The organism is Paludisphaera mucosa, from assembly GCF_029589435.1.
Lineage (GTDB): Bacteria > Planctomycetota > Planctomycetia > Isosphaerales > Isosphaeraceae > Paludisphaera > Paludisphaera mucosa.
The window spans coordinates 374,301-392,416 of sequence record NZ_JARRAG010000001.1 but is presented as its reverse complement, the minus strand read 5'-3'; the positions used below and the strand labels follow the sequence as shown (position 1 = coordinate 392,416).

The following is an 18,116-nucleotide window of genomic DNA, read 5'->3' as shown; positions in this document are numbered from 1 at the left end:
GGTCGGTCGCTGTCACAACGTGCGTCGAAGAGACCACTCCTTCTAGCAGCGAACCTAGTAGTCGCCAGTCTAAACCCGACCGCGCGGCGGAGCCAGCCGGCGGCGGGGGAGAAGCGGCCGAGGCCGATCGCGGGTGCATGACGCGCCCGCGATCGGCCTCGGATCTCGATCGGAATGGGGATCGGTCTCAAACCCGGCCGAGCGGCGTGTCGACCAGGTGTTCGACGAGGAACCAGACCTGCGCCTCGCCGGTGCGGACGACGTCCGAGACGAGGAGGTCGTTGGTGCCGTCGTCGCCCTGCTCGGCGGCCTTGCGGGCGGCGTCGCGGGCGTCGACGAGGATCATCTCGTGGGCCTGCAAGAGGCGGGAGATCATCGACGGGACCTCCTCGCAGCCGTCGGGCGGGCGGGGGATGCGGGTCAGCTCGGCGACGTGGCGGGGGTCGCCGACGGCCAGCCCGCCCAGCGCCTGGATCCGCTCGGCGATCTCGTCGACCAGCTTGAGCTGCTCCTCGGCGTGCTTGTCCAGCAGCAGGTGGAGCTGATAGAAGGTGTGGCCCCGCATCAGCCAGTGGTGCTTCTTGTAGAGCGCGAAGAGGATCTGGGTGTCCGCGAGCACCTGGTTCAGGCGCTGGACGGAGTACATCCGGGCGTCGTACGAAAGCCCGATCGGGAATTGCCGGAGGGTGCCGAACTTCTGGATCTCGGCCTTCTCGACGTGGACCCAGGGCTGGCTGTGCTCGTCCTTTTCCTTCTTCGGGGCCGGGGCGTCCTTGCCCTTCTGCGTGGCGACGGACATGAGAAAACCTCGATTGCGACCGCCGGTCCCGGGGTGGGAGCCCGCCCCGGCGGGGACGGCGGGCTCGGCGGGCCGGAAGCGGCCCCCCGCGTACACTCCGGATTCTTTGTGCATCCGCCGCGTCAGTCAAGGGGCCGGGGGCGGGCGGACGCCGGTCCTGCCCGCGCGACGGGCAGACTTGCCCGCGCGAAGGTCTCAGGAAAGGGGTTGATCGGGGGCGTCGGGCTCGTCGTGGTCGACGAGATGGGCGGGATGCAGGCCGAGCTGCTTGAGCTTCTGGCGCAGGGTCTGGCGGGCGATGCCGAGGATGAGGGCCGCCTGGTGCTGGCTGCCGTGGGCGAAATCCATCGCGGCCGGCAGCAGCAGGCGGTCGAGCTGGCGATGCAGCTCGGAGTAGACGTCGCGGTCGTCGGGCCGGAACCCGCCTTCGAGGGCCACGGTCAGGTCCAGGCCCGCCTCCGACCGGTCGCCGCGGCCCCGCACGGCCGTCGTGGCCGCGGCCGGCTCGCCGAAGGCTTCGGGCAGGAACCGGGGGAGCAAAAGCGGGCCGCTGGCCTGGAGGAGCGCCTGCTTGAGCGTGCTCTGCAGCTCGCGGACGTTGCCCGGCCAGGGATACTCGCTCAGGCGGTCGTACGTCTCGGGGGCCACGTCGCGGACCTCGCGGCCCATCTCGGCGTTGAGCCGGCGGAGGAAGTGGCGGACGAGGATCCGGAGGTCGTCGCCCCGCTCGCGGAGCGGCGGCAGGTTCAGGCTGAAGACGCTCAGGCGGTAGTACAGGTCGGCGCGGAAGCGGCCCTCGTTCGACCAGGTCTTCAGGTCGCGGTGGGTCGCGGCGATCAGCCGGACGTCGGTGTGGATCGTCTCGTCGCCGCCGACGCGCTCGAACGTCTGCTCCTGCAGCAGGCGCAAGAGCTTGGCCTGCAAGGCCACGGGCATGTCGCCGATCTCGTCGAGGAAGATCGTGCCGCCGTTGCACTGCTCGAACTTGCCGATGCGGCGGCGGTCGGCCCCGGTGAACGAGCCCCGCTCGTGGCCGAACAGCTCGCTCTCCAGCAGGGTCTCGGGGATCGCCGCGCAGTTGAGGGCGAGGAAGGGCTGGCGGGACCGCGGCCCGTGCTGGTAGATCGCCTGGGCGACCAGCTCCTTGCCCGTGCCGCTCTCGCCGGTGATGAGGACCGGGACGTCCTGGGCGGCGACCCGGCCGATGGCCTTGTAGACCTCGAGCATGGCCGGGGCCGAGCCGACGATGGCCCCCGGGGCGTCGGTGTCGGGGTCCTCGGCGACGGCCGCCGGCGCGCGCATCCGCCGGGCGACCTCGAACGCACCCTCGACGACCTCGCGCAGGCGATGCAGGTCCAGGGGCTTGAACAGGTAGTCGTAGGCCCCCTGCTTCATCGCCTCGATGGCGGCGTCGGCCGTCCGGGCCACGGTGACGAAGATCACCGGGATCCGCGCGTCGATCCGGCGGATCGCCTGGTAGATCTCGAACCCGGTGGCGTCGGGCAGGTGCAGGTCGAGCAAGACGACGTCGGGCCGCTCGCGCCGGATCAGGTCCAGGCCCTCGGCGCCCGAGGCGGCGACGGCGACGACGTGGTCGGGCGCGGGGAAGACCTGCCGCGCCTGCCGGGCGATCAGGGCGGGCTCGTCGTCGATCAGGATCAGGCGGCCCATGCGTCACCTCGTCGCGGTCCCGCGCCGGCCCACGCGGCCGTCGGACGGAATTGGTATTCTATTCGCAAGAGAGGCTCTCGATCCAGCAGGCTCGGGGCCGGGCCCGGGAGAACGATCGCCGCCGATTGCCGATCGCCTCGCGCCGACGCCCCCAGCCCCCCCCGGGACCGCGCCATGACCGAACACGAGCCCGATCGGGAGGATCGCCAGCGGGTCGAAGACGACCTGCGCCAGAGCGAGGCCCGATTCCGCGGGACCTTCGAGAACGCCGCGGTCGGCATCGCCCACACCGACCTGCAGGGCCGCTGGCTGCGCGTGAACCGGACCTTCTGCGCCATCGTCGGCCGCGAACCCGACGAGCTGATCGGCCGGCCCTTCAGCGACATCACCCACCCCGAGGACCTGGAGCTGGGCCCCGCCGACTTCCGGCGGCTCGCCCGCGGCGAGCGCGGGCCGTACTCGGTCGAGAAGCGCTACGTCCGCCGCGACGGCGAGGCCGTCTGGGTGAAGCTGTACATCTCGCTCCAGCGCGACGAGGCCGGCGTCCCGGCCTACGTCATCGCCGTCCTGGAGGACGTCGGCGAGCGCAAGCGGCTGGAGGCCGAGCTGCGGCGGGCGAAGGAGGAGGCCGAGGCGGCCAGCCGGGCCAAGGACGAGTTCCTGGCCAACGTCAGCCACGAGATCCGCACGCCCCTGAACGCGATCCTGGGCATGACCGAGCTGACGCTGGAGACCCCCCTGACCGACGACCAGCGGCAGTGCCTCAAGACGGTGCGCTCGGCAGCCGAGGGCCTGGTGCGGATCGTCGACGACGTGCTCGACTTCGCCAAGATCGCCGCCGGCAAGCTCGACGTCGACGCCTCGGAGTTCTCGCTCCGCGCCGCGGTGGGCGACGTCCTGCGCTTCCTGGGCCCCCGCGCGCACGCCAAGAAGCTCGAGCTGGTCTCGCAGGTCCGCGAGGACGTCCCCGACGCGCTGATCGGCGACGTCGGCCGGTTCCGGCAGATCCTGATCAACCTCGTGGGCAACGCGGTCAAGTTCACCGACGAGGGCGAGGTCTTCGTGCTCGTCGAGGCCGACGACGCGGCCGAGCCCGGCGAGGCCGAGGCCGTCCTGCGGGTGAAGGTCAGCGACACCGGCATCGGCATCCCCGAGGCCGAGCAGGCGCGGATCTTCCGGGCGTTCGAGCAGCAGGACGCCTCGACCACGCGGCGGTTCGGCGGCACCGGCCTGGGCCTGACGATCGCGGCCCGGCTGGCCGCCCTGATGGGGGGCGGGATCGACGTCGACAGCGAGCCCGGACGCGGCAGCACTTTCACGCTCGCCGCCCGCTTCCCGCGCAAGCCGCCCCCCTCGCGTGCGGCCGGGTCGCCGCTGCGCCTGCCCCGGGGCCGGTGGGCGCTCGTGGTGGACGACAACGAGACGACCCGGCGCGTGCTGGAGGGCTGGCTCGCCGCCTGGGGCGTGAAGGTCGCCACGGCCGGCGACGGCATGGCCGCGCTCGACGCGCTGTGGCGCGGGGCCGCCCGCAAGCGGCCCCCCGACGTCGTCCTGCTCGACGCCCGCATGCCCGACGTCGACGGCCTCGACCTGGCGGCCAAGATCCGCGCCAGCGACGAACTGGCGGGCGTCCCCATCGTCATGATGACGACCGGCGACGAGCCCGGCGACCTGGCCCGCAGCCGCGAGCTGCGCGTCGCCGCCCGCCTGCTCAAGCCGATCCGCCAGGACGAGCTGCTCGACGCCCTCCGCCTGGCGCTCGACTCCCCCGCCGCCGCGGCCGGCGAGCCCGCGGCGCCGGCCGGCGATCGCACCGAACCAGGCGGCGAGCGGCTATCGATCCTCATCGCCGAGGACGACGAGTTCAACGCCCGCTTCCTCGTCCGTTTGCTCGGCCGCCGGGGCTGGTCGACCCGGCTGGCGACCGACGGCCGACAGGCGCTCGCCATGGCCCTCGACGAGTCCCAGGCGTTCGACCTCATGCTGCTGGACGTCCACATGCCCGAGATCGACGGCTTCGGGGTCGTCCGGGCCGTCCGCCGCGCCGAGGCCGAGCGCGGCGGCGGCCGTCGCCTGCCGATCGCGGCCCTCACGGCCCGCTCGCGCCGCGGCGACCGCGACCTCTGCCTGGCGGCCGGCATGGACGATTACGTGACCAAGCCCGTGCGCACCGACCGGCTCTTCGCCGTCGTCGGCCGCCTGGCGGGCATGCGACGGCCGGCCGCCGTCGAGGCGGCCCGCGACCTGCCCGACCCGCTCGACCCCGCGCCGCTGCTGGCCGCCTGCGGGGGCGACGCCGACCTGCTCGCGGGGCTCTGCCGCGACTTCCTCGCCCTCGCGCCCCAGCGGCTGGAGGCGGCCCGCGCGGCCCTCCGCGATGGCGACGCCCGACGGCTGGAGGCGGCCGCGCACAAGCTGGCCGGCATGGCCGCCGTCTTCTCGACGGCCGCCTGCGACCTGGCCCTGAACGTCCAGGCCGCGGCCGCCGAGGGCCGCCTCGACGACGCCCGCGGCCTCGTCGCCGGCCTGGAATCCGTCGTCCCCGCGCTGACGCGGCGGCTCGAAGGGGTTACGCTCGACTCGCTCGAAGCCCTCTCGTCCCACGCCCCCGCCGCGCCCGTCACCCGGAGCTGACGCCTTGCAACTCCCGGATCGCCCGCCCCCGCGGGAGACCCTCGAAGGGCTCACGCCCCCCGCCGCCGACTTCCCCTACTTCGCCTTCGCCGACGCGATCCGCTTCGAGCCCTCGGCCCGGGCCGCGGTCCGCTCGGACTCGGGCGCGTTCATCGACGCCAACGCATGGTGGCTCGCCGACGCCGCGCTGCTCGCGTACGGCGACTCCACGTTCCTCGCCGACCGGATCGGGGCCTCCCCCCTGCCCGCCCTGGGCTGGCGGGCCGACCGGGTCGACGCCGGCGCGGACCTGCGGGCGATCGTGCTCGACGGCCCCGACGCGCTGGTGATCGCCTTCCGGGGGACGCGGATCCCGGTGCCGGACCTCGCCCCCGCCGAGGTCGCCGGCCTGGTCGACTGGATCCTCGGCAACGAGGACCTCAAGATCGACGGCCGCTTCCTCCCCGCCGCGCGCGAGGCCGGCGGGCGGGTCCACGCGGGGTTCCTGTCGGCGTTCGAGGCGATCAGCGAGCGGATCGACGCGGTGGTCGCGGCCAGGCGGCCCGGGCAGGCCCTCTGGCTGACCGGCCACAGCCTGGGCGGGGCCCTGGCCGTGCTGGCGGCGTCGCACCTCCGCGAGACGCCGATCGCCGGCGTCTACACCTACGGCGCCCCGCGCGTCGGCGACGCCGAGTTCGTCGCCACGCTCCCGACCTGCGTCCACCGCCGCTTCGTCCACCGCGACGACCTGATCCCGCGCATCCCCCCCGCCTGGCCGCTGGGATACCGCCACGCCGGCGAGCCCCAGGCCGTCCCGGGAGCGGCCCCGCGGAAGATCTGGCGGGAGTGGAGCGAGGGCTTCCAGGCCCTCGCCGCCGCCGTCCGGGTCTCGCTGGAACAGGGCCGCCTGGCGGTCGGCGAGGCCCCCCTGCTCGTCCGCGGCCTGGCCGACCACGCGCCGGTCTACTACGCCACGCTGCTCTGGAACGCCGTCGCCGCGGGGACGAGGCAGGATCCAGCCGAGGGCGAAGTTACTTGATCGCGTCCAGAAGGTGCATGGCCAGGCTCATGGCGTCGGCCCATTCCGAGTTGGTCATCACGGCGATCCCGCGGCGGTTGGCCAGATCGAGCACCAGGCCCGTGCGGGCCTTCTCCTGGCTGCCGTCGTGGCCGACGAGCTTCGTCCCGTCGGGACGCTCGATCACGAAGAAGCCGTAGCCGTACGGCTTGGCCCCCTGAGGGTCGACGGGCTTGTTCACGGTCCACATGAGGCGTTCAGTCTCCTCAGAAACCAACTTCCTCTGGAGCAGTCCGACGCCGAACCGCGCCAGGTCGGTCGCCGTGGAAGTGAAGCCGCCGCCGCCCAGCTTCCAGCTCACGTCGTGGACCAGCTCGTCGGGGCGACGGTCGACCATTCCCTCGTGCCGCATATAACCGACCGCGCGGTTCGGGATCTCCTCCCACTGGTAGTCGGGGCGGAAGCTCGTCATGCCCAGCGGCCCGGCGATCCGCTCGCGCACCTGGTCGGCGTACCGCTCCTTGCCGGCCCGCTCGACCACGGCGCTCAGCAGGATGTATCCGTGGGTCGAGTAGGAGAACCGCTCGCCCGGGCGGGCGATGAGCGGCGACATCTTGAACATGTCGAGCGCCGTGACGACGTCGGCGAAGGGGTGCTCGACGTCGTACTCCTTGGCGATCCGCAGCACCTCGCCATTGGCGTAGTGGACGATCCCGCCCTGGTGGCAGAGGAGCTGGCGGGGCGTAATTTTGACCCCCTTGTCGGGGAATTCGGGCACGTACGACCGCACGTCGGCGTCCAGGTCGAGCCGGCCCTTCTCGACGAGTTGAAGGGCGGCGACGGCCGTGACCGGCTTGGCGATGGACGCCCAGCGGAACTGGGTGGTGGCGGGGTCGACGGCCACGACCGCCTCGCGGTCGGCGAACCCGTAGCCCTTCGCCCAGGCGATCTCGCCCTTGTCGAGGACGACGACCGCGACCCCGACGAGACGCTGCTTGTCGATTTCGGCACGGGCGACGGCGTCGACGGCCTCGGCCTTGAGGTAGACGGGGGCCTGGGCGAAGGCGGACGTGGGGACGAGCAGCAGGAGGAATGCGAGGAATCGGCGCATGGCGGCTCCGGGGCGATTCGGACGGGGGACGGTTCGACTCCGACAGGAGCGAGTTCGTCCCCGCGTCGCGAATCTTCGGCCCGGGCGTGCGTCGGCGCCCGGGCTCAGACGCCCACGGGCTGGTCGATCAGCTTGGAGACGAGCTTCTCCAGGCTGACGATGTCGGCGGCGAAGCTGCGGATCCCGCCGGAGAGCTTCTCGGTGGCCATCGGATCTTCGTTGAGGAGCCAGCGGAAGCCCTTCTCGTCGAGCGGAGGCGGAAGCTCGGACTCCCCCTCGTTGCCCGTGGGGGAGAGCTTGCGGACGAGCGTCTCGTCCGTCTCCTGCAGCTGCTTGAGCAGGTCGGGGGAGATGGTCAAGAGGTCGCAGCCGGCGAGCTCGACGATCTCGCCGATGTTGCGGAAGCTCGCGCCCATGACCTCGGTCTTGTAGCCGTTGGCCTTGTAGTAGCGATAGATGCGCTGGACCGACTCGACGCCCGGGTCCTCGGTCGCCGGGATCGCCTTGACCCCGCGGTCCTTCAGGTGCCAGTCGAGGATCCGGCCGACGAACGGCGAGATCAGGGTCACGCCGGCCTCGGCGCAGGCGACGGCCTGGGGGTAGCTGAACAGGAGGGTCAGGTTGCAGTGGATCCCCTCCTTCTCCAGCTTCTCGGCGGCCTTGATCCCCTCCCAGGTGGAGGCGATCTTGATGAGGATCCGGTCGCGGCCGACGCCGTCGGCCTCGTACAGGCCGATCAGGTGGCGGGCCTTGGCGATGGTCGCCTCGGTGTCGAACGAGAGGCGGGCGTCGACCTCTGTCGAGACCCGGCCGGGGACGATCTTGAGGATCTCCTTGCCGAAGCCGACGGCGAGCTTGTCCATGCACGCTTCGAGCTGGGCCTTGCGATCGCCGTCGACCGACTGGGCGAACGCCACGGCGTCCTGGACGATGTGCTGGTACTGCGGCATCTGGGCCGCCTTGTAGAGCAGCGAGGGGTTCGTCGTGGTGTCCCGCGGCTTGTACCGGGCGATGGACTCGATGTCCCCGGTGTCGGCGACCACCACCGTCATCGCGCGCAACTGGTCAAGCAGGCTCATTCCGCGGTCCTCGCTCGCTGGCGTTCATGGAGGGATTCGTCGTGCCGTTCGTTCCCGATCTCTGCAGGGTATTATAGCGGCCCGAGGGCCCCGGCAACATCCGAGGTCGACCGGGTGGGGGGGAGGGCCCGGACCTGGTAGACTCGGACGCCGGAAAGACGACGCCGACGGGGACACGGAGGGGGCCGAGCCTTGACGAGCCTGCGCACGATCCGAGGGTACGCGTTCGATCTCGACGGCACGATCTGGGCGGGGCCGCACCTGCTCCCCGGGGCGGCGGAGTTGGTCGCGGCCCTCCGCCGCGCGGGGCTCGCGGTCGTCTTCGCGTCGAACTCGTCGCGGCACGGCTCCGACGTCCTGGCCCGCGAGCTGACCCGCCTGGGCGTCCCGGCCGAGGCCCGCGAGGTCGTCGCCGCCTTCGACCTCACGGCCGACGAGGTCCTGGCGCGGATCGGCCCGGTCCCCGTGCTGGCGATCGGGACCGACGACCTGGAGCGCTCGCTCGCCCGGGTCGGCCACACGCCGGTCCCGCCCGAACGCTGGACCGAGGCGCGCGCCGTGGTCGTCGGCAACGACCCCCTGTTCGACTTCGGCCGGCTCCGCGCCGCGTCGCGGGCGGTGGCCGCGGGGGCCGCCTTCTTCGCGGTGAACCTGGACGCCCGATATCCGGTCGCCGACGGCTTCGACCCCGGCTGCGGGGCGCTCGTCGAGGCCGTCGCGACCGCCGCGCGGTCCCGGCCGATCGTCGTCGGCAAGCCCCATCCCCGGATGTTCGAGGCGGCCGTGGCCCGACTGGGCTGCCCCCCGGCCCAGGCCGCCATGATCGGCGACAGCCAGGAGTCGGACATCGTGGGCGGCAAGGCCGCGGGCATGTTCACGATCTGGGTCGCGCCCCACGCCGACGTCCCGGCCGTCGTCCAGCCCGACCTCGCCGTCGACGGCCTCCCCGAACTCCACCGCCTCTGGCTCCAGGCCGAAGACCCGTCCGGCTCCGCCAGCCTCTCGGCCTGAGCGGGCCGTCGCGGGGGCTTCCACGGCCCGGTAGAATGCGGCCGAGGCGGCGTCGCGTCGACCCGTCCGCCCGAACATATCTTCACGGAGCCGATGATGCGTGCAATCGCGATGACCACGGGCCTGCTGGCCGCCGTCCTGATCCTGGCCCCCGAGCCCGCCCGCGCGGCCGACAAGTACAACGTCGACCCCGCGCACACCGCGGTCGTCTTCAAGATCGAACACGGCGGCTTCAGCTGGACCTACGGCCGCTTCAACGACGTCTCCGGCACGTTCACCATCGACGCCAAGAGCCCCGAGTCGTCGCAGGTCGCGGTCATCATCAAGACCGACAGCCTCGACACCGGCAACCCCCAGCGCGAGGGCCACCTCAAGAGCCCCGACTTCTTCAACGCCAAGCAGTTCCCGTCGATCACGTTCAAGAGCACGTCCGTCAGCAAGGCCGAGAAGGGCCTGACCGTCGTCGGCGACCTGACCCTCCACGGCGTCACCAAGCCCGTCACCCTGCACCTCGTCGGCGGCAAGGTCGGCGAGTTCCCCAAGGGCGTCCAGCGCACCGGCTACTCCACCGAACTCTCGATCAAGCGCTCCGAGTTCGGCATGGACAAGATGATCCCCGCCGCCGGCGACGAGGTCGTCATCATGATCAGCTTCGAAGGCACCCGGCCCTGACGCCGATCCCGCATGGCCGAGGCCGAGAGTCCGGATGAGGGTCGCGGCGCTTCGAGCCGGCCCGCGCCTCTCGAACCCCTGACCCCTTCTCCACTCCGACGACCCTCATCCGCCTTCGAGGCGTCCGCATGCCCGACCCCATCCTGATGCTCGAAGCGCTGGCGGCGGCCCTGTTCGCCTCGGCCCTGGTCGTCGCGGCGGGAAGGCTGGCGGGCCGACGGTGGGCCGGCGTCGTCCAGGCGGCGGCGCTGGCGTTGGGGGCGTATCTCGGGCTGGCGGTCCTGGGGGTGACCCCGCGATGGCCCCTGCGCGAGGATCAGGACCGCTTCCTGGGCCTCGTGCTGCCGGCCGTCCTGCTGGTCGAGGCCGTCGGCGGGTGGGCGAGGATCCCGGGCCGGGCGAAGCTGGCGATACGGCTCGTGGCGTCGCTGGCGGTCGCGCCGGTGTTGCTGTACGGGTCGAGCTACCTCACCGACCTGGGCGGGCCGGGCACGGCCGATTGGCCCCCGGCTCAGCGTTACGCGATCCTCGGCGGCCTGGGCCTGACGCTGTTCGGCGTCTGGTCGGGACTGGCCTGGACGTCGCGGCGTTCGGCCTCGGCGCTGAGGGCCCCGCTGGCGCTGGCGACGGCGATCGGCGGGGCGAGCCTGGCCGTGATGCTCTCGGGGTACGCCTCCGGGGGCATGAACGGCGTCCCGCTGGCCGGGGCGGTCGCGGGCGCGTCGATCGCGGCGGCCCTGCTGAAGGGCGACGACCGCGACGCCCTGCCCGGCGTCGGCGCGGTCGCTCTGTTCAGCCTGCTGCTCGTCGGATACGCATTCGGAGAACTTCGGCCCGACGTCGCCACGGCGCTGTTCCTCGCCCCGATGCTCGCGGCGGCCCCCGAGGCCCCTCCCCTGGCCCGCTCCCGGCCGTGGATGAGGACGGCCTTCGCGTTGGCCCTCGTCGGCCTGGCGGCGGCCCTGGCGGTCGGCCTGACGATCCACCGCTTCCAGGCCAAGGCGGCCGAGACGCGGCCGAACGACGGCGGCCCCACGGCCGACGACTACGGCCAGTTCCGCTGACGAGCGTATGAAAAAAGTCGGCGAATCGGTGATGGCGGGGGCGATCGTCGAGCCTTATCCTGGTGGCTCGATTCATGCGGACGAGCGTGATCGTCGCGCGTCGGGACTTCGAATCCAGGAGCCTCCATGCGAATTCCTCGCTGCGTCCGAGTCGTCCTCGGCTGGCTGCTGATCCTCGGCCCTTGCGTCGGGCTCGCCCGGTCGGCCGACCTCGGCCGGTGGGTCGGGAAGCGAGTGTTCATCGCACCCGGGACGGTGCTCAGGCCCGATGGAGACGCCGACGCGAAGGCCGGCGAGGGGGCCGACCTCGTACGGGCCGCGGAGGAGAGGGAGGACCGCATCTACCGGGTCCAGCAGGCCTCCGAGTCCGAGGTCTACATCCAGGCCGAGGATTCGAGCTTCCGGGGCTGGGTCGCTCCGCGCGACTTGATCCGCATCGAGGACGCCGTCGAGCACTTCACCGAGCGGATCCGCGCCGAGCCGGGGAAGGCCCGACACTACAACCGCCGCGGCGACGGCTGGTACGCACGCAGGCGTTTCGACCGCGCCATCGCCGATTACGACGAGGCCGTCCGACTCGACCCGGCCCACGTCGACTCCCGCAACAATCGCGGGCTCGCCCTGGCGGCCGAGAAGGACTACCGCAAGGCCCTCGCCGACCTCGACGAGGCGATTCGACTCGACCCCCGGCGGGCCTACATCCGCAATAATCGCGGCTTTGTGAGGTCCCACATGAAGGACGCCGACGGGGCGATCGCCGATTACGACGAGGCGATCCGGCTGGCTCCCCGAGCGGCCTATATCCACGCCAACCGCGGGCTGGCCTGGGTGGACAAGAAGGACTACGGCAAGGCCCGCGCCGACTTCGACGAGGCGATCCGGCTCGACCCCCGATGCGCGGCGGGCTTCAACGGCCGCGGCATCGCGCGGAAGGCCGTCGGCGACCTCGACGGCGCGCTCGCGGACTTCGAAGCGGCGATCCGCCTCGACCCCTTCGCTTCGAGCTTCCACTCCAATCGCGGCCTCCTCTGGCTCGACAGGGGCGAGGTCGACAAGGCCGTCGGCGAGCTGACCCTGGCCGTCACGCTCCAGCCCGACGAACCGGCCCCCCGCAACAACCGGGGGTCCGCCTGGAAGACCCTGAAGAAGTACGATAAGGCCGTCTCCGACTTCGACGAGGCGGTCCGCCTCGACCCGAAGGAGGCGATCTTCCGGGCCAATCGCGGCCTCGCCCGGTACGACGCGAGGGAGTACGACAAGGCCCTCGCCGATTTCGACGAGGCGCTGAAGCTCGACGCCGGGACCGTCGCCGCGCACGTCGGCCGGGGGAACGTCCGGTCCCTCAGGGGGCAGGACGAGCAGGCCCTGGCCGACTACGACGAGGCGATCCGGCGCGATCCGAATTATGCGATCGCCTACAACAACCGCGGCCTCGTCTGGAAGACGAAGCGGGAGTACGGCAAGGCCCTCGCCGACTTCGACGCCGCGATCCGCCTCGACCCCAAGTACGCCGACGCCTATACCAACCGAGGCGGCGTCCGGATGGCCAGGGAGGAGAACGACGGGGCCCTGGCCGACTACGACGAGGCGATCCGGCTCGGCGCGAAGGAGGCCGTCGTCTTCAACGAACGCGGCCTCGTCCGGGGGGCGAAGGGACGCCTCGACGAGGCGATCGCCGACTACGACGAGGCGATCCGGCTCGACCCGAAGTACGCGGCGGCCTACTCGAATCGCGGACTCATCCGGCAGGTCAAGAAGGAGTTCGGCAGGTGCATCGCCGACTGCAGCGAGGCGATCCGGCTCGCACCGAAGTACGCGCCCGCCTACTACAATCGCGGGCTCGCGTGGAGGGCCGAGGGCGAGTTCGACAAGTCCATCGCCGACTTCGACGAGGCGATCCGCCTCCGACCCCAGGACGCCGACTCCTATTTCAGCCGCGGGCTCAGCTGGAAGGAGAAGAAGGAACGCGACCGTGCGGTCGCCGACTTCGGCGAGGCGATCCGGCTCGACCCGGCGTACATGGCCGCGTATTACCATCGCGGCCTGGTGCGGGCGGCCCTCATGGAGTACGACGTGGCGATCGGCGACCTCAACGAGGTCGTCCGCCTCGCCCCGGGGGATGGGGAGGTCCACGGCTACCTCGGGTTGTCCCGGGTCGGCATGAAGGAGTATGACAAGGCCTACGGAGAATTCGGCGAGTACATCAGGCTCGCCCCCGGGGCGTCCCGGCCCCACCTCGACAGGGCGGTCGTCGGCCTGATCCTCGGCCGCGGCGAGGCCGTCGCCGACGCCCGCCGCTATCTCGCGATGGAAGGCTGGGGCTCTTCGCTGTCGGCCGACGCCGCGATCGTCGGCATCCTGGCCGCGAGGCGGGCGAAGGACGCCGCGGCGGCGACGCGGATCCTCGACGATGCGGCGGCGAACCTGGATCGCGCGGCCTGGCCGTATCCGCTCGTCCGGTTCCTCCGACGCGAGATCGACGAGAAGGCGCTGCTCAAGCTCGCCGACGACCCCGGGCGCGAGGTCGGGGCTTACTTCTGCATCGCCTTCTCCTGCCTCCTCGACGGCGAGCCCGCCCGGGCTCGCGAGGGCTTCCTGTGGCTGGCGGAGAACGCCGGCGTCGCCTCCATCGAGTCCGACGTCTCCATCGCCGAGCTGGACCGCCTGGACCACGGCCCGCCCGAGGGAGGGCGTTGAGGGATCGCCGGGACTCCCGCCGGCCTGTCCACCACCCGCGACGAGGCTGCGCGACGCAACGGGTCCTGACGAGCCTCGATCACTCCGGCAGGCTGAAGGCGACGAACGCGTCGCCCGCCTTGGTCCTCAGCTTGCCCGCGCCGCCGGCCGCGATGACGACGAACTGGCGTCCCTTGGCGCGGTAGGTCGAGGGCGTCGCGTAGCCGCCGGCGGGGAGGGGATGTTCCCAGAGCAGGCGGCCGTCGTCCTTGTCGAAGGCGTGGATCCGCTCGTCCTTGGTGCCGGCGATGAAGACGAGCCCCCCGGCGGTGACGATCGACCCGCCGAAGGTCTCGGTCCCAGTGCGCGGGATGCCGCGGGCGGTCAGCTCGGGGTGCTCGCCCAGCGGGGTCCGCCAGGCGATCTCGCCCTGGCTCAGGTCGATCGCGCTCAGCACGCCCCAGGGGGGCTTGATCGCGGGGTAGCCCTCGTGGTCGAGGAACTGGATGTACCCGGTGTGGCGATACGGCCCCTGGGTGAGCACGTCGGCCGCCTTGGACTCGGTCATCGTGAGGATGTTCGGGACGTTGTTCGAGTTGACGTAGAGCCGCCCCGTCGTGGGGTCGAACGAGGCCCCCGACCAGTTCGCGCCGCCGTGGTACCCGGGGATCACGACGGTCCCCTGCCGGCTGGGCGGGAGGAAGGGCCGGCCGAACTGGAGCTTCCTGAGCTGCTCCAGCACCGAGTTCCGGTTGGACTCGCCGATGTCGGTGACGTTCGATTCGTCGAAGGTCTGGACCGAGAACGGCGGCGGCTTGACCGGAACGGGCTGGGCCGTCGCGGCCCGCTCGCCGGCGATCTCGGAGGGGGTCGCGGGCTGGTCCTGCACGTCGAAGAGGGGCTCGCCGGTGACGCGGTCGAAGAGGAAGACGTAGCCGGTCTTCGTCACCTGGGCCACCGCGTCGATCTTCGCGCCGTCGCGGGTCGCGGTGACGAGGTTCGGATAAGTCGGCAGGTCGTGGTCCCAGAGGTCGTGGCGGACGGTCTGGAAGTGCCAGGCCCGCTTGCCGGTCGCGGCGTCGAGGGCGATCGTGCAGTTGGCGAACAGGTTGTCGCCCGGCCGGTCGCCGCCGTAGAAGTCGAACGCGGCCGATCCGAGCCCGGCGAAGACCAGGCCGCGGCCGACGTCGACGCTCAGGCCGCCCCAGGCGTTGGCCGCGCCGCGGTCCTTCCACGACTCGCCCTCCCAGGTCTCGGCCCCGACCTCGCCAGGGCGCGGGACGGTGCGGAACCGCCAGGCCTCGGCGCCGGTGCGGACGTCGAACGCCCGCACGTCGCCCGGCGCGGCGATCCCCGGGCCCTCGCCGCACGAGAACCCCAGGATCACCAGGTCCTTCCACACCGCCGGCGCCGAGGTCGGCCCATACGCCAGGGCGGCCGTCTTCGGGTCAAGCTCCTTGCGGAGGTCGCGCACGCCCCCGTCGCCAAACTTCGGGTCGAGCTTGCCCGTCGCCGCGTCGAGCGAGAAGAGCCGGCCGTCGGCCGTCCCGTGGAGGATCCGCCGCGCCCCGTCGGGCTTCCCGTCCGACCAGTAAGCGCACCCGCGGTTGACCCCTCCCGACGCCGCCGCGTGCGGCCAGGGATGGTCCTTCACCGGGTCGAACCGCCAGCGCTCCTCGCCGGTCGCCGCGTCGAGCGCCACGACCTTCATGAAGGCCGTCGTGACGTACATGACCCCGTCGATCACGATCGGCGTGCACTCGATCGTCTTGCCGACGCCGTTCGGATCCAGCTCCTTGGTGTGGAACGTCCAGGCCGGCTTGAGCCGCGCGACGTTCCCCCGATCGATCTGGTCGAGCGTCGAATACCGCATGCACCCCGGGTCGTTCCCCACCCCCGGCCAGTCGCCCGCCGGGTCGGGCTGGGCCAGGGTGGGGCCGGCGAAAATGAACAGGCACGCGATGCCGATCGAGCAGGAACGCATCCGGAAGGCCCTCTCACGCGGTTTCGTCGGGCGGCTCGAACGCCGTCGCCCTCTTGCGCACGACCGATCATAAGGGGCCCGAGGCTTCGAATCGACTCGCCGGCGGACGTCTCGACTCCGCGAGTACGGATCGCCTTCGGAGGGAACCCATCAGGTCGTCAAGCAGCTCCAGGTCGAACGTGCGGCGCCTGGCTACACGACGAGCGAAACCCCGAAAGGGACCTCCAGCCTCGTGAACATTTCGAGCGAGCGGTGCGAAACCTCGATCCCCTGAGCACCGGGCGAGGCGAGGCAGCAGAAGACGTCGACCGTGAGCGTCCGCTTCAGGCCCAGCAGGTAGTCCGTGTGGGGCGCGATGTGGGCCCAGAGGGTCTGGATGTGGACGTCGAGGGGCTCCTCGGCGGGCACGGGAGGGCTGTAGGACCACATGTCGTGCTCGTAGTCGCCCAACGCCGGGACCCGTTGGCGATCGCCCCGCCTGTGGAAATGCGTCGGGATCAACCCCAGGGTCCTGGTGATCTCGTCGAGATCGGCGATCGTCCCGAAGATGCGCAGGATCGCGCTGCAGCGGCTCCAGCTTCCGTCCTCGACGTCGTCCTCCACGACAGTCCTCCTCCCTTCGGCGGGGCCCGTCGAATCCGGCTCGCGAATGGCCAGATTCGTCGCCCGAGGAACCCGCGAGGTCTCGGCTGCGTCCAACCCTACCGGACGATGAGCCGTCGACGCCAGCGGGGGATGATCGTTGCCGCGCCTCAAGCCCGCCTTACCTCCTCGCCCCGGGCGACATCGACGGTCCTCGGACAGCGGGGCCAAGGCCCGTTGCTTCCCCTCGGGGGCGGCGCGGCATCGGATGAGGCGGATGCTCCGGCCGACGACGGCCGACGAGTTCATCATCGTCTGGCTGAACGCCGGCGTCGTGTATCCCATGGAGGAAGACCCCACCACGGGATCCTCGCCGGCCGCGATCAGCCCTGCGTGAACTGGAAGGAGTAGAGCTTCGCCCGCTTCATTTTGACGTGGATGCGCACCGGCCGGCCGGCGAGGGAGGAGACGTCGGGGTTCCCCTTCCAGTAGACGGCCTGGTCGAGGAAGTTGCCGCCGATCTCCTCGCAGTCGGCGAGGGTGAAGCCGGGGATCGGGCGGCCCTCGGCGTCCTGGAGTTCGACGAAGGCCGTGCCCATGGCCCCGGCGTCGATGTTCAGTCGCAGTCGGTCGCCGCGGAAGACGACGGCCGGCGTGCGCAGGCGCCCCCCCCGGTGGTCGGCGTCGGCCGAGACGAAGCCGTCGAGGCGCTGCCGCACGACGCCGACGCCGCCGAGCTGCTTCGCCGTCTTTTCGTACTCGGCCCTCAGGAAGGCCGAGTCGTGGAGCCGGCCGGACGCGTTGTAATACTGGTACAGGTAGTTACCCCGGCGCGCCACGCCCGGGCCCATCACGGCGTACCAGCGGTCCCACTCGTCGGCGAGCCCGCCGGGGACGTAGGGGTCGCGCCCCGGCCGCTCCCACTTCACGCCGTCGCGGCTCACGGCGAGCTGCACTTCGAGCATGCCGAAGTCCTCCCAGCGGCCGGGCGTGGGGGGGCGGATGAACGGGTTGCGCTCGGGCGAGAAGTGGCGGAAATGGGTGGGGAACATCAGGTAGACGTCCTGCGCCTCGGGATAGATCGCCGTCGAGTTGTAGTAGACGTCCGAGTGGGGGTCGTCCTCCTCGTCGGCCATGTACACGACGTCGAGGTTGTCGGTCGACGAGAACATGCGGTCGGCCCGCCCCTTGCGGTGGGGCCAGGGTTTGAGGACGTCGTCGGTCTCGATCCTGCCGATGCGGCGCTGGTTCTCGGAGTCGTAGGCCAGGGCGCGGGTGTAGATCAGGTACTTGCCGATCCGCTCGTCCCAGTGGACGAGCGGCGGGTTGTCGGTGAAGAGGGGGAGCACCTGGCCGACCCGGGTGAAGTTCAGGCCGTCGGCCGAATAGCTGGCGAAGACGCCGTGCTTGGCCGGGTCGAACGGCGGGCTGAACTCGACGTGGAAGAGCTTGTACCGCCGCGCCGGGTCGGCCTCGTGGGGGTCGACGAAGATCGTCGGGAAGAGGCCGCCGGGGAGCCTCGCCCCGGTGCGGCGGAATTGCAGGCCGTCGTCGCTCTCCAGGACCTCGGAATCCTCGTGGCCCAGGTAGAGCCGGACCTTGCCGCCGTCCTCGATCACCCGGCCGACGTGGCCCATGAAGGGGACGCCCTTCTCGTCGCGGAGCAGGCCGAGCTTCTGGGGCGGGTTGGCGTGCAGTTCGACCCGCTCGCGTTCGGCGAGGAAGCGGTCGTCGATGAAGAGCTGCTTGCGACCGCCGACGTCGATCGGGTCGGCGGCGACGGCCAGAGGGAGGAGCAGGACCAGGGCGTGGAGCATGGCGTCGCGTCCTTCGAGT

General features: G+C 71.6%; 13 protein-coding genes. 6 read left to right on the top strand and 7 right to left on the bottom strand.

Annotated features, from left to right (window positions below):
• Positions 1-187: 187 nt before the first annotated feature.
• Positions 188-799 carry a Dps family protein gene (locus PZE19_RS01650; protein WP_277858842.1) on the bottom strand — a complete coding sequence of 204 codons (612 nt, stop codon included), beginning with the start codon at positions 797-799 and terminating at the stop codon, positions 188-190.
• Between the two features lie 195 nt (positions 800-994).
• Positions 995-2,470, bottom strand: coding sequence for a sigma-54-dependent transcriptional regulator (locus tag PZE19_RS01645; RefSeq protein ID WP_277858841.1), 1,476 nt, complete (start codon positions 2,468-2,470; stop codon positions 995-997).
• 174 nt (positions 2,471-2,644) lie between these two features.
• Between PZE19_RS01645 and PZE19_RS01640 the strand changes: the two genes are divergently transcribed.
• Positions 2,645-5,104: a hybrid sensor histidine kinase/response regulator gene (locus PZE19_RS01640; RefSeq protein ID WP_277858840.1), complete on the top strand. Its 2,460-nt coding sequence runs from the start codon at positions 2,645-2,647 to the stop codon at positions 5,102-5,104.
• 4 nt (positions 5,105-5,108) lie between these two features.
• Positions 5,109-6,122, top strand: a complete 1,014-nt coding sequence (locus tag PZE19_RS01635; protein ID WP_277858839.1) for a lipase family protein — start codon at positions 5,109-5,111, stop codon at positions 6,120-6,122.
• On the opposite strand, the gene PZE19_RS01630 is transcribed toward PZE19_RS01635, so the two are convergent.
• Both PZE19_RS01630 and tal read right to left on the bottom strand, forming a co-directional pair.
• Positions 6,115-7,212 (bottom strand): serine hydrolase domain-containing protein, encoded by a 1,098-nt coding sequence (locus PZE19_RS01630; RefSeq protein ID WP_277858838.1) that lies wholly within the window; start codon positions 7,210-7,212, stop codon positions 6,115-6,117. The genes PZE19_RS01635 and PZE19_RS01630 overlap by 8 nt on opposite strands.
• Before the next feature lie 104 nt (positions 7,213-7,316).
• A complete protein-coding gene (gene tal / locus PZE19_RS01625) occupies positions 7,317-8,291 on the bottom strand; it encodes a transaldolase (protein WP_277858837.1) in 975 nt (324 codons plus the stop codon).
• A gap of 192 nt (positions 8,292-8,483) precedes the next feature.
• Between tal and PZE19_RS01620 the strand changes: the two genes are divergently transcribed.
• The 4 genes from PZE19_RS01620 to PZE19_RS01605 all read left to right on the top strand — a co-directional run bounded on the left by PZE19_RS01620 (position 8,484) and on the right by PZE19_RS01605 (position 13,735).
• The gene (locus PZE19_RS01620; RefSeq protein WP_277858836.1) at positions 8,484-9,302 is read left to right on the top strand and encodes an HAD-IIA family hydrolase; all 819 of its coding nucleotides are present in this window, start codon (positions 8,484-8,486) and stop codon (positions 9,300-9,302) included.
• Between the two features lie 96 nt (positions 9,303-9,398).
• Positions 9,399-9,974, top strand: coding sequence for a YceI family protein (locus tag PZE19_RS01615; RefSeq protein ID WP_277858835.1), 576 nt, complete (start codon positions 9,399-9,401; stop codon positions 9,972-9,974).
• Positions 9,975-10,102: 128 nt separating this feature from the next.
• Positions 10,103-11,038: a hypothetical protein gene (locus PZE19_RS01610; RefSeq protein ID WP_277858834.1), complete on the top strand. Its 936-nt coding sequence runs from the start codon at positions 10,103-10,105 to the stop codon at positions 11,036-11,038.
• A gap of 126 nt (positions 11,039-11,164) precedes the next feature.
• Entirely contained in the window at positions 11,165-13,735 is a 2,571-nt protein-coding gene (locus PZE19_RS01605) for a tetratricopeptide repeat protein (protein WP_277858833.1), read from the top strand.
• 79 nt (positions 13,736-13,814) lie between these two features.
• Here the strand turns inward: PZE19_RS01605 and PZE19_RS01600 are convergent, their stop codons facing one another.
• The 3 genes from PZE19_RS01600 to PZE19_RS01590 form a co-directional block, all read right to left on the bottom strand.
• Positions 13,815-15,698 carry a pyrroloquinoline quinone-dependent dehydrogenase gene (locus PZE19_RS01600; RefSeq protein WP_277858832.1) on the bottom strand — a complete coding sequence of 628 codons (1,884 nt, stop codon included), beginning with the start codon at positions 15,696-15,698 and terminating at the stop codon, positions 13,815-13,817.
• A gap of 192 nt (positions 15,699-15,890) precedes the next feature.
• Complete coding sequence (locus tag PZE19_RS32845) at positions 15,891-16,301, bottom strand: DUF4279 domain-containing protein (RefSeq protein ID WP_277858831.1); 411 nt, start codon at positions 16,299-16,301, stop codon at positions 15,891-15,893.
• A 362-nt stretch (positions 16,302-16,663) separates the two neighbouring features.
• Positions 16,664-18,097, bottom strand: a complete 1,434-nt coding sequence (locus PZE19_RS01590) for a hypothetical protein (RefSeq protein WP_277858830.1) — start codon at positions 18,095-18,097, stop codon at positions 16,664-16,666.
• Between the last annotated feature and the right edge of the window lie 19 nt (positions 18,098-18,116).

Coding starts and splice junctions, on each gene's coding strand:
- PZE19_RS01650 (WP_277858842.1), bottom strand. CDS start 799: ATGTCCGTCGCCACGCAGAAGGGCAAGGACGCCCCGGCCCCGAAGAAG.
- PZE19_RS01645 (WP_277858841.1), bottom strand. CDS start 2,470: ATGGGCCGCCTGATCCTGATCGACGACGAGCCCGCCCTGATCGCCCGG.
- PZE19_RS01640 (WP_277858840.1), top strand. CDS start 2,645: ATGACCGAACACGAGCCCGATCGGGAGGATCGCCAGCGGGTCGAAGAC.
- PZE19_RS01630 (WP_277858838.1), bottom strand. CDS start 7,212: ATGCGCCGATTCCTCGCATTCCTCCTGCTGCTCGTCCCCACGTCCGCC.
- tal (WP_277858837.1), bottom strand. CDS start 8,291: ATGAGCCTGCTTGACCAGTTGCGCGCGATGACGGTGGTGGTCGCCGAC.
- PZE19_RS01615 (WP_277858835.1), top strand. CDS start 9,399: ATGCGTGCAATCGCGATGACCACGGGCCTGCTGGCCGCCGTCCTGATC.
- PZE19_RS01610 (WP_277858834.1), top strand. CDS start 10,103: ATGCCCGACCCCATCCTGATGCTCGAAGCGCTGGCGGCGGCCCTGTTC.
- PZE19_RS01605 (WP_277858833.1), top strand. CDS start 11,165: ATGCGAATTCCTCGCTGCGTCCGAGTCGTCCTCGGCTGGCTGCTGATC.
- PZE19_RS01600 (WP_277858832.1), bottom strand. CDS start 15,698: ATGCGTTCCTGCTCGATCGGCATCGCGTGCCTGTTCATTTTCGCCGGC.
- PZE19_RS01590 (WP_277858830.1), bottom strand. CDS start 18,097: ATGCTCCACGCCCTGGTCCTGCTCCTCCCTCTGGCCGTCGCCGCCGAC.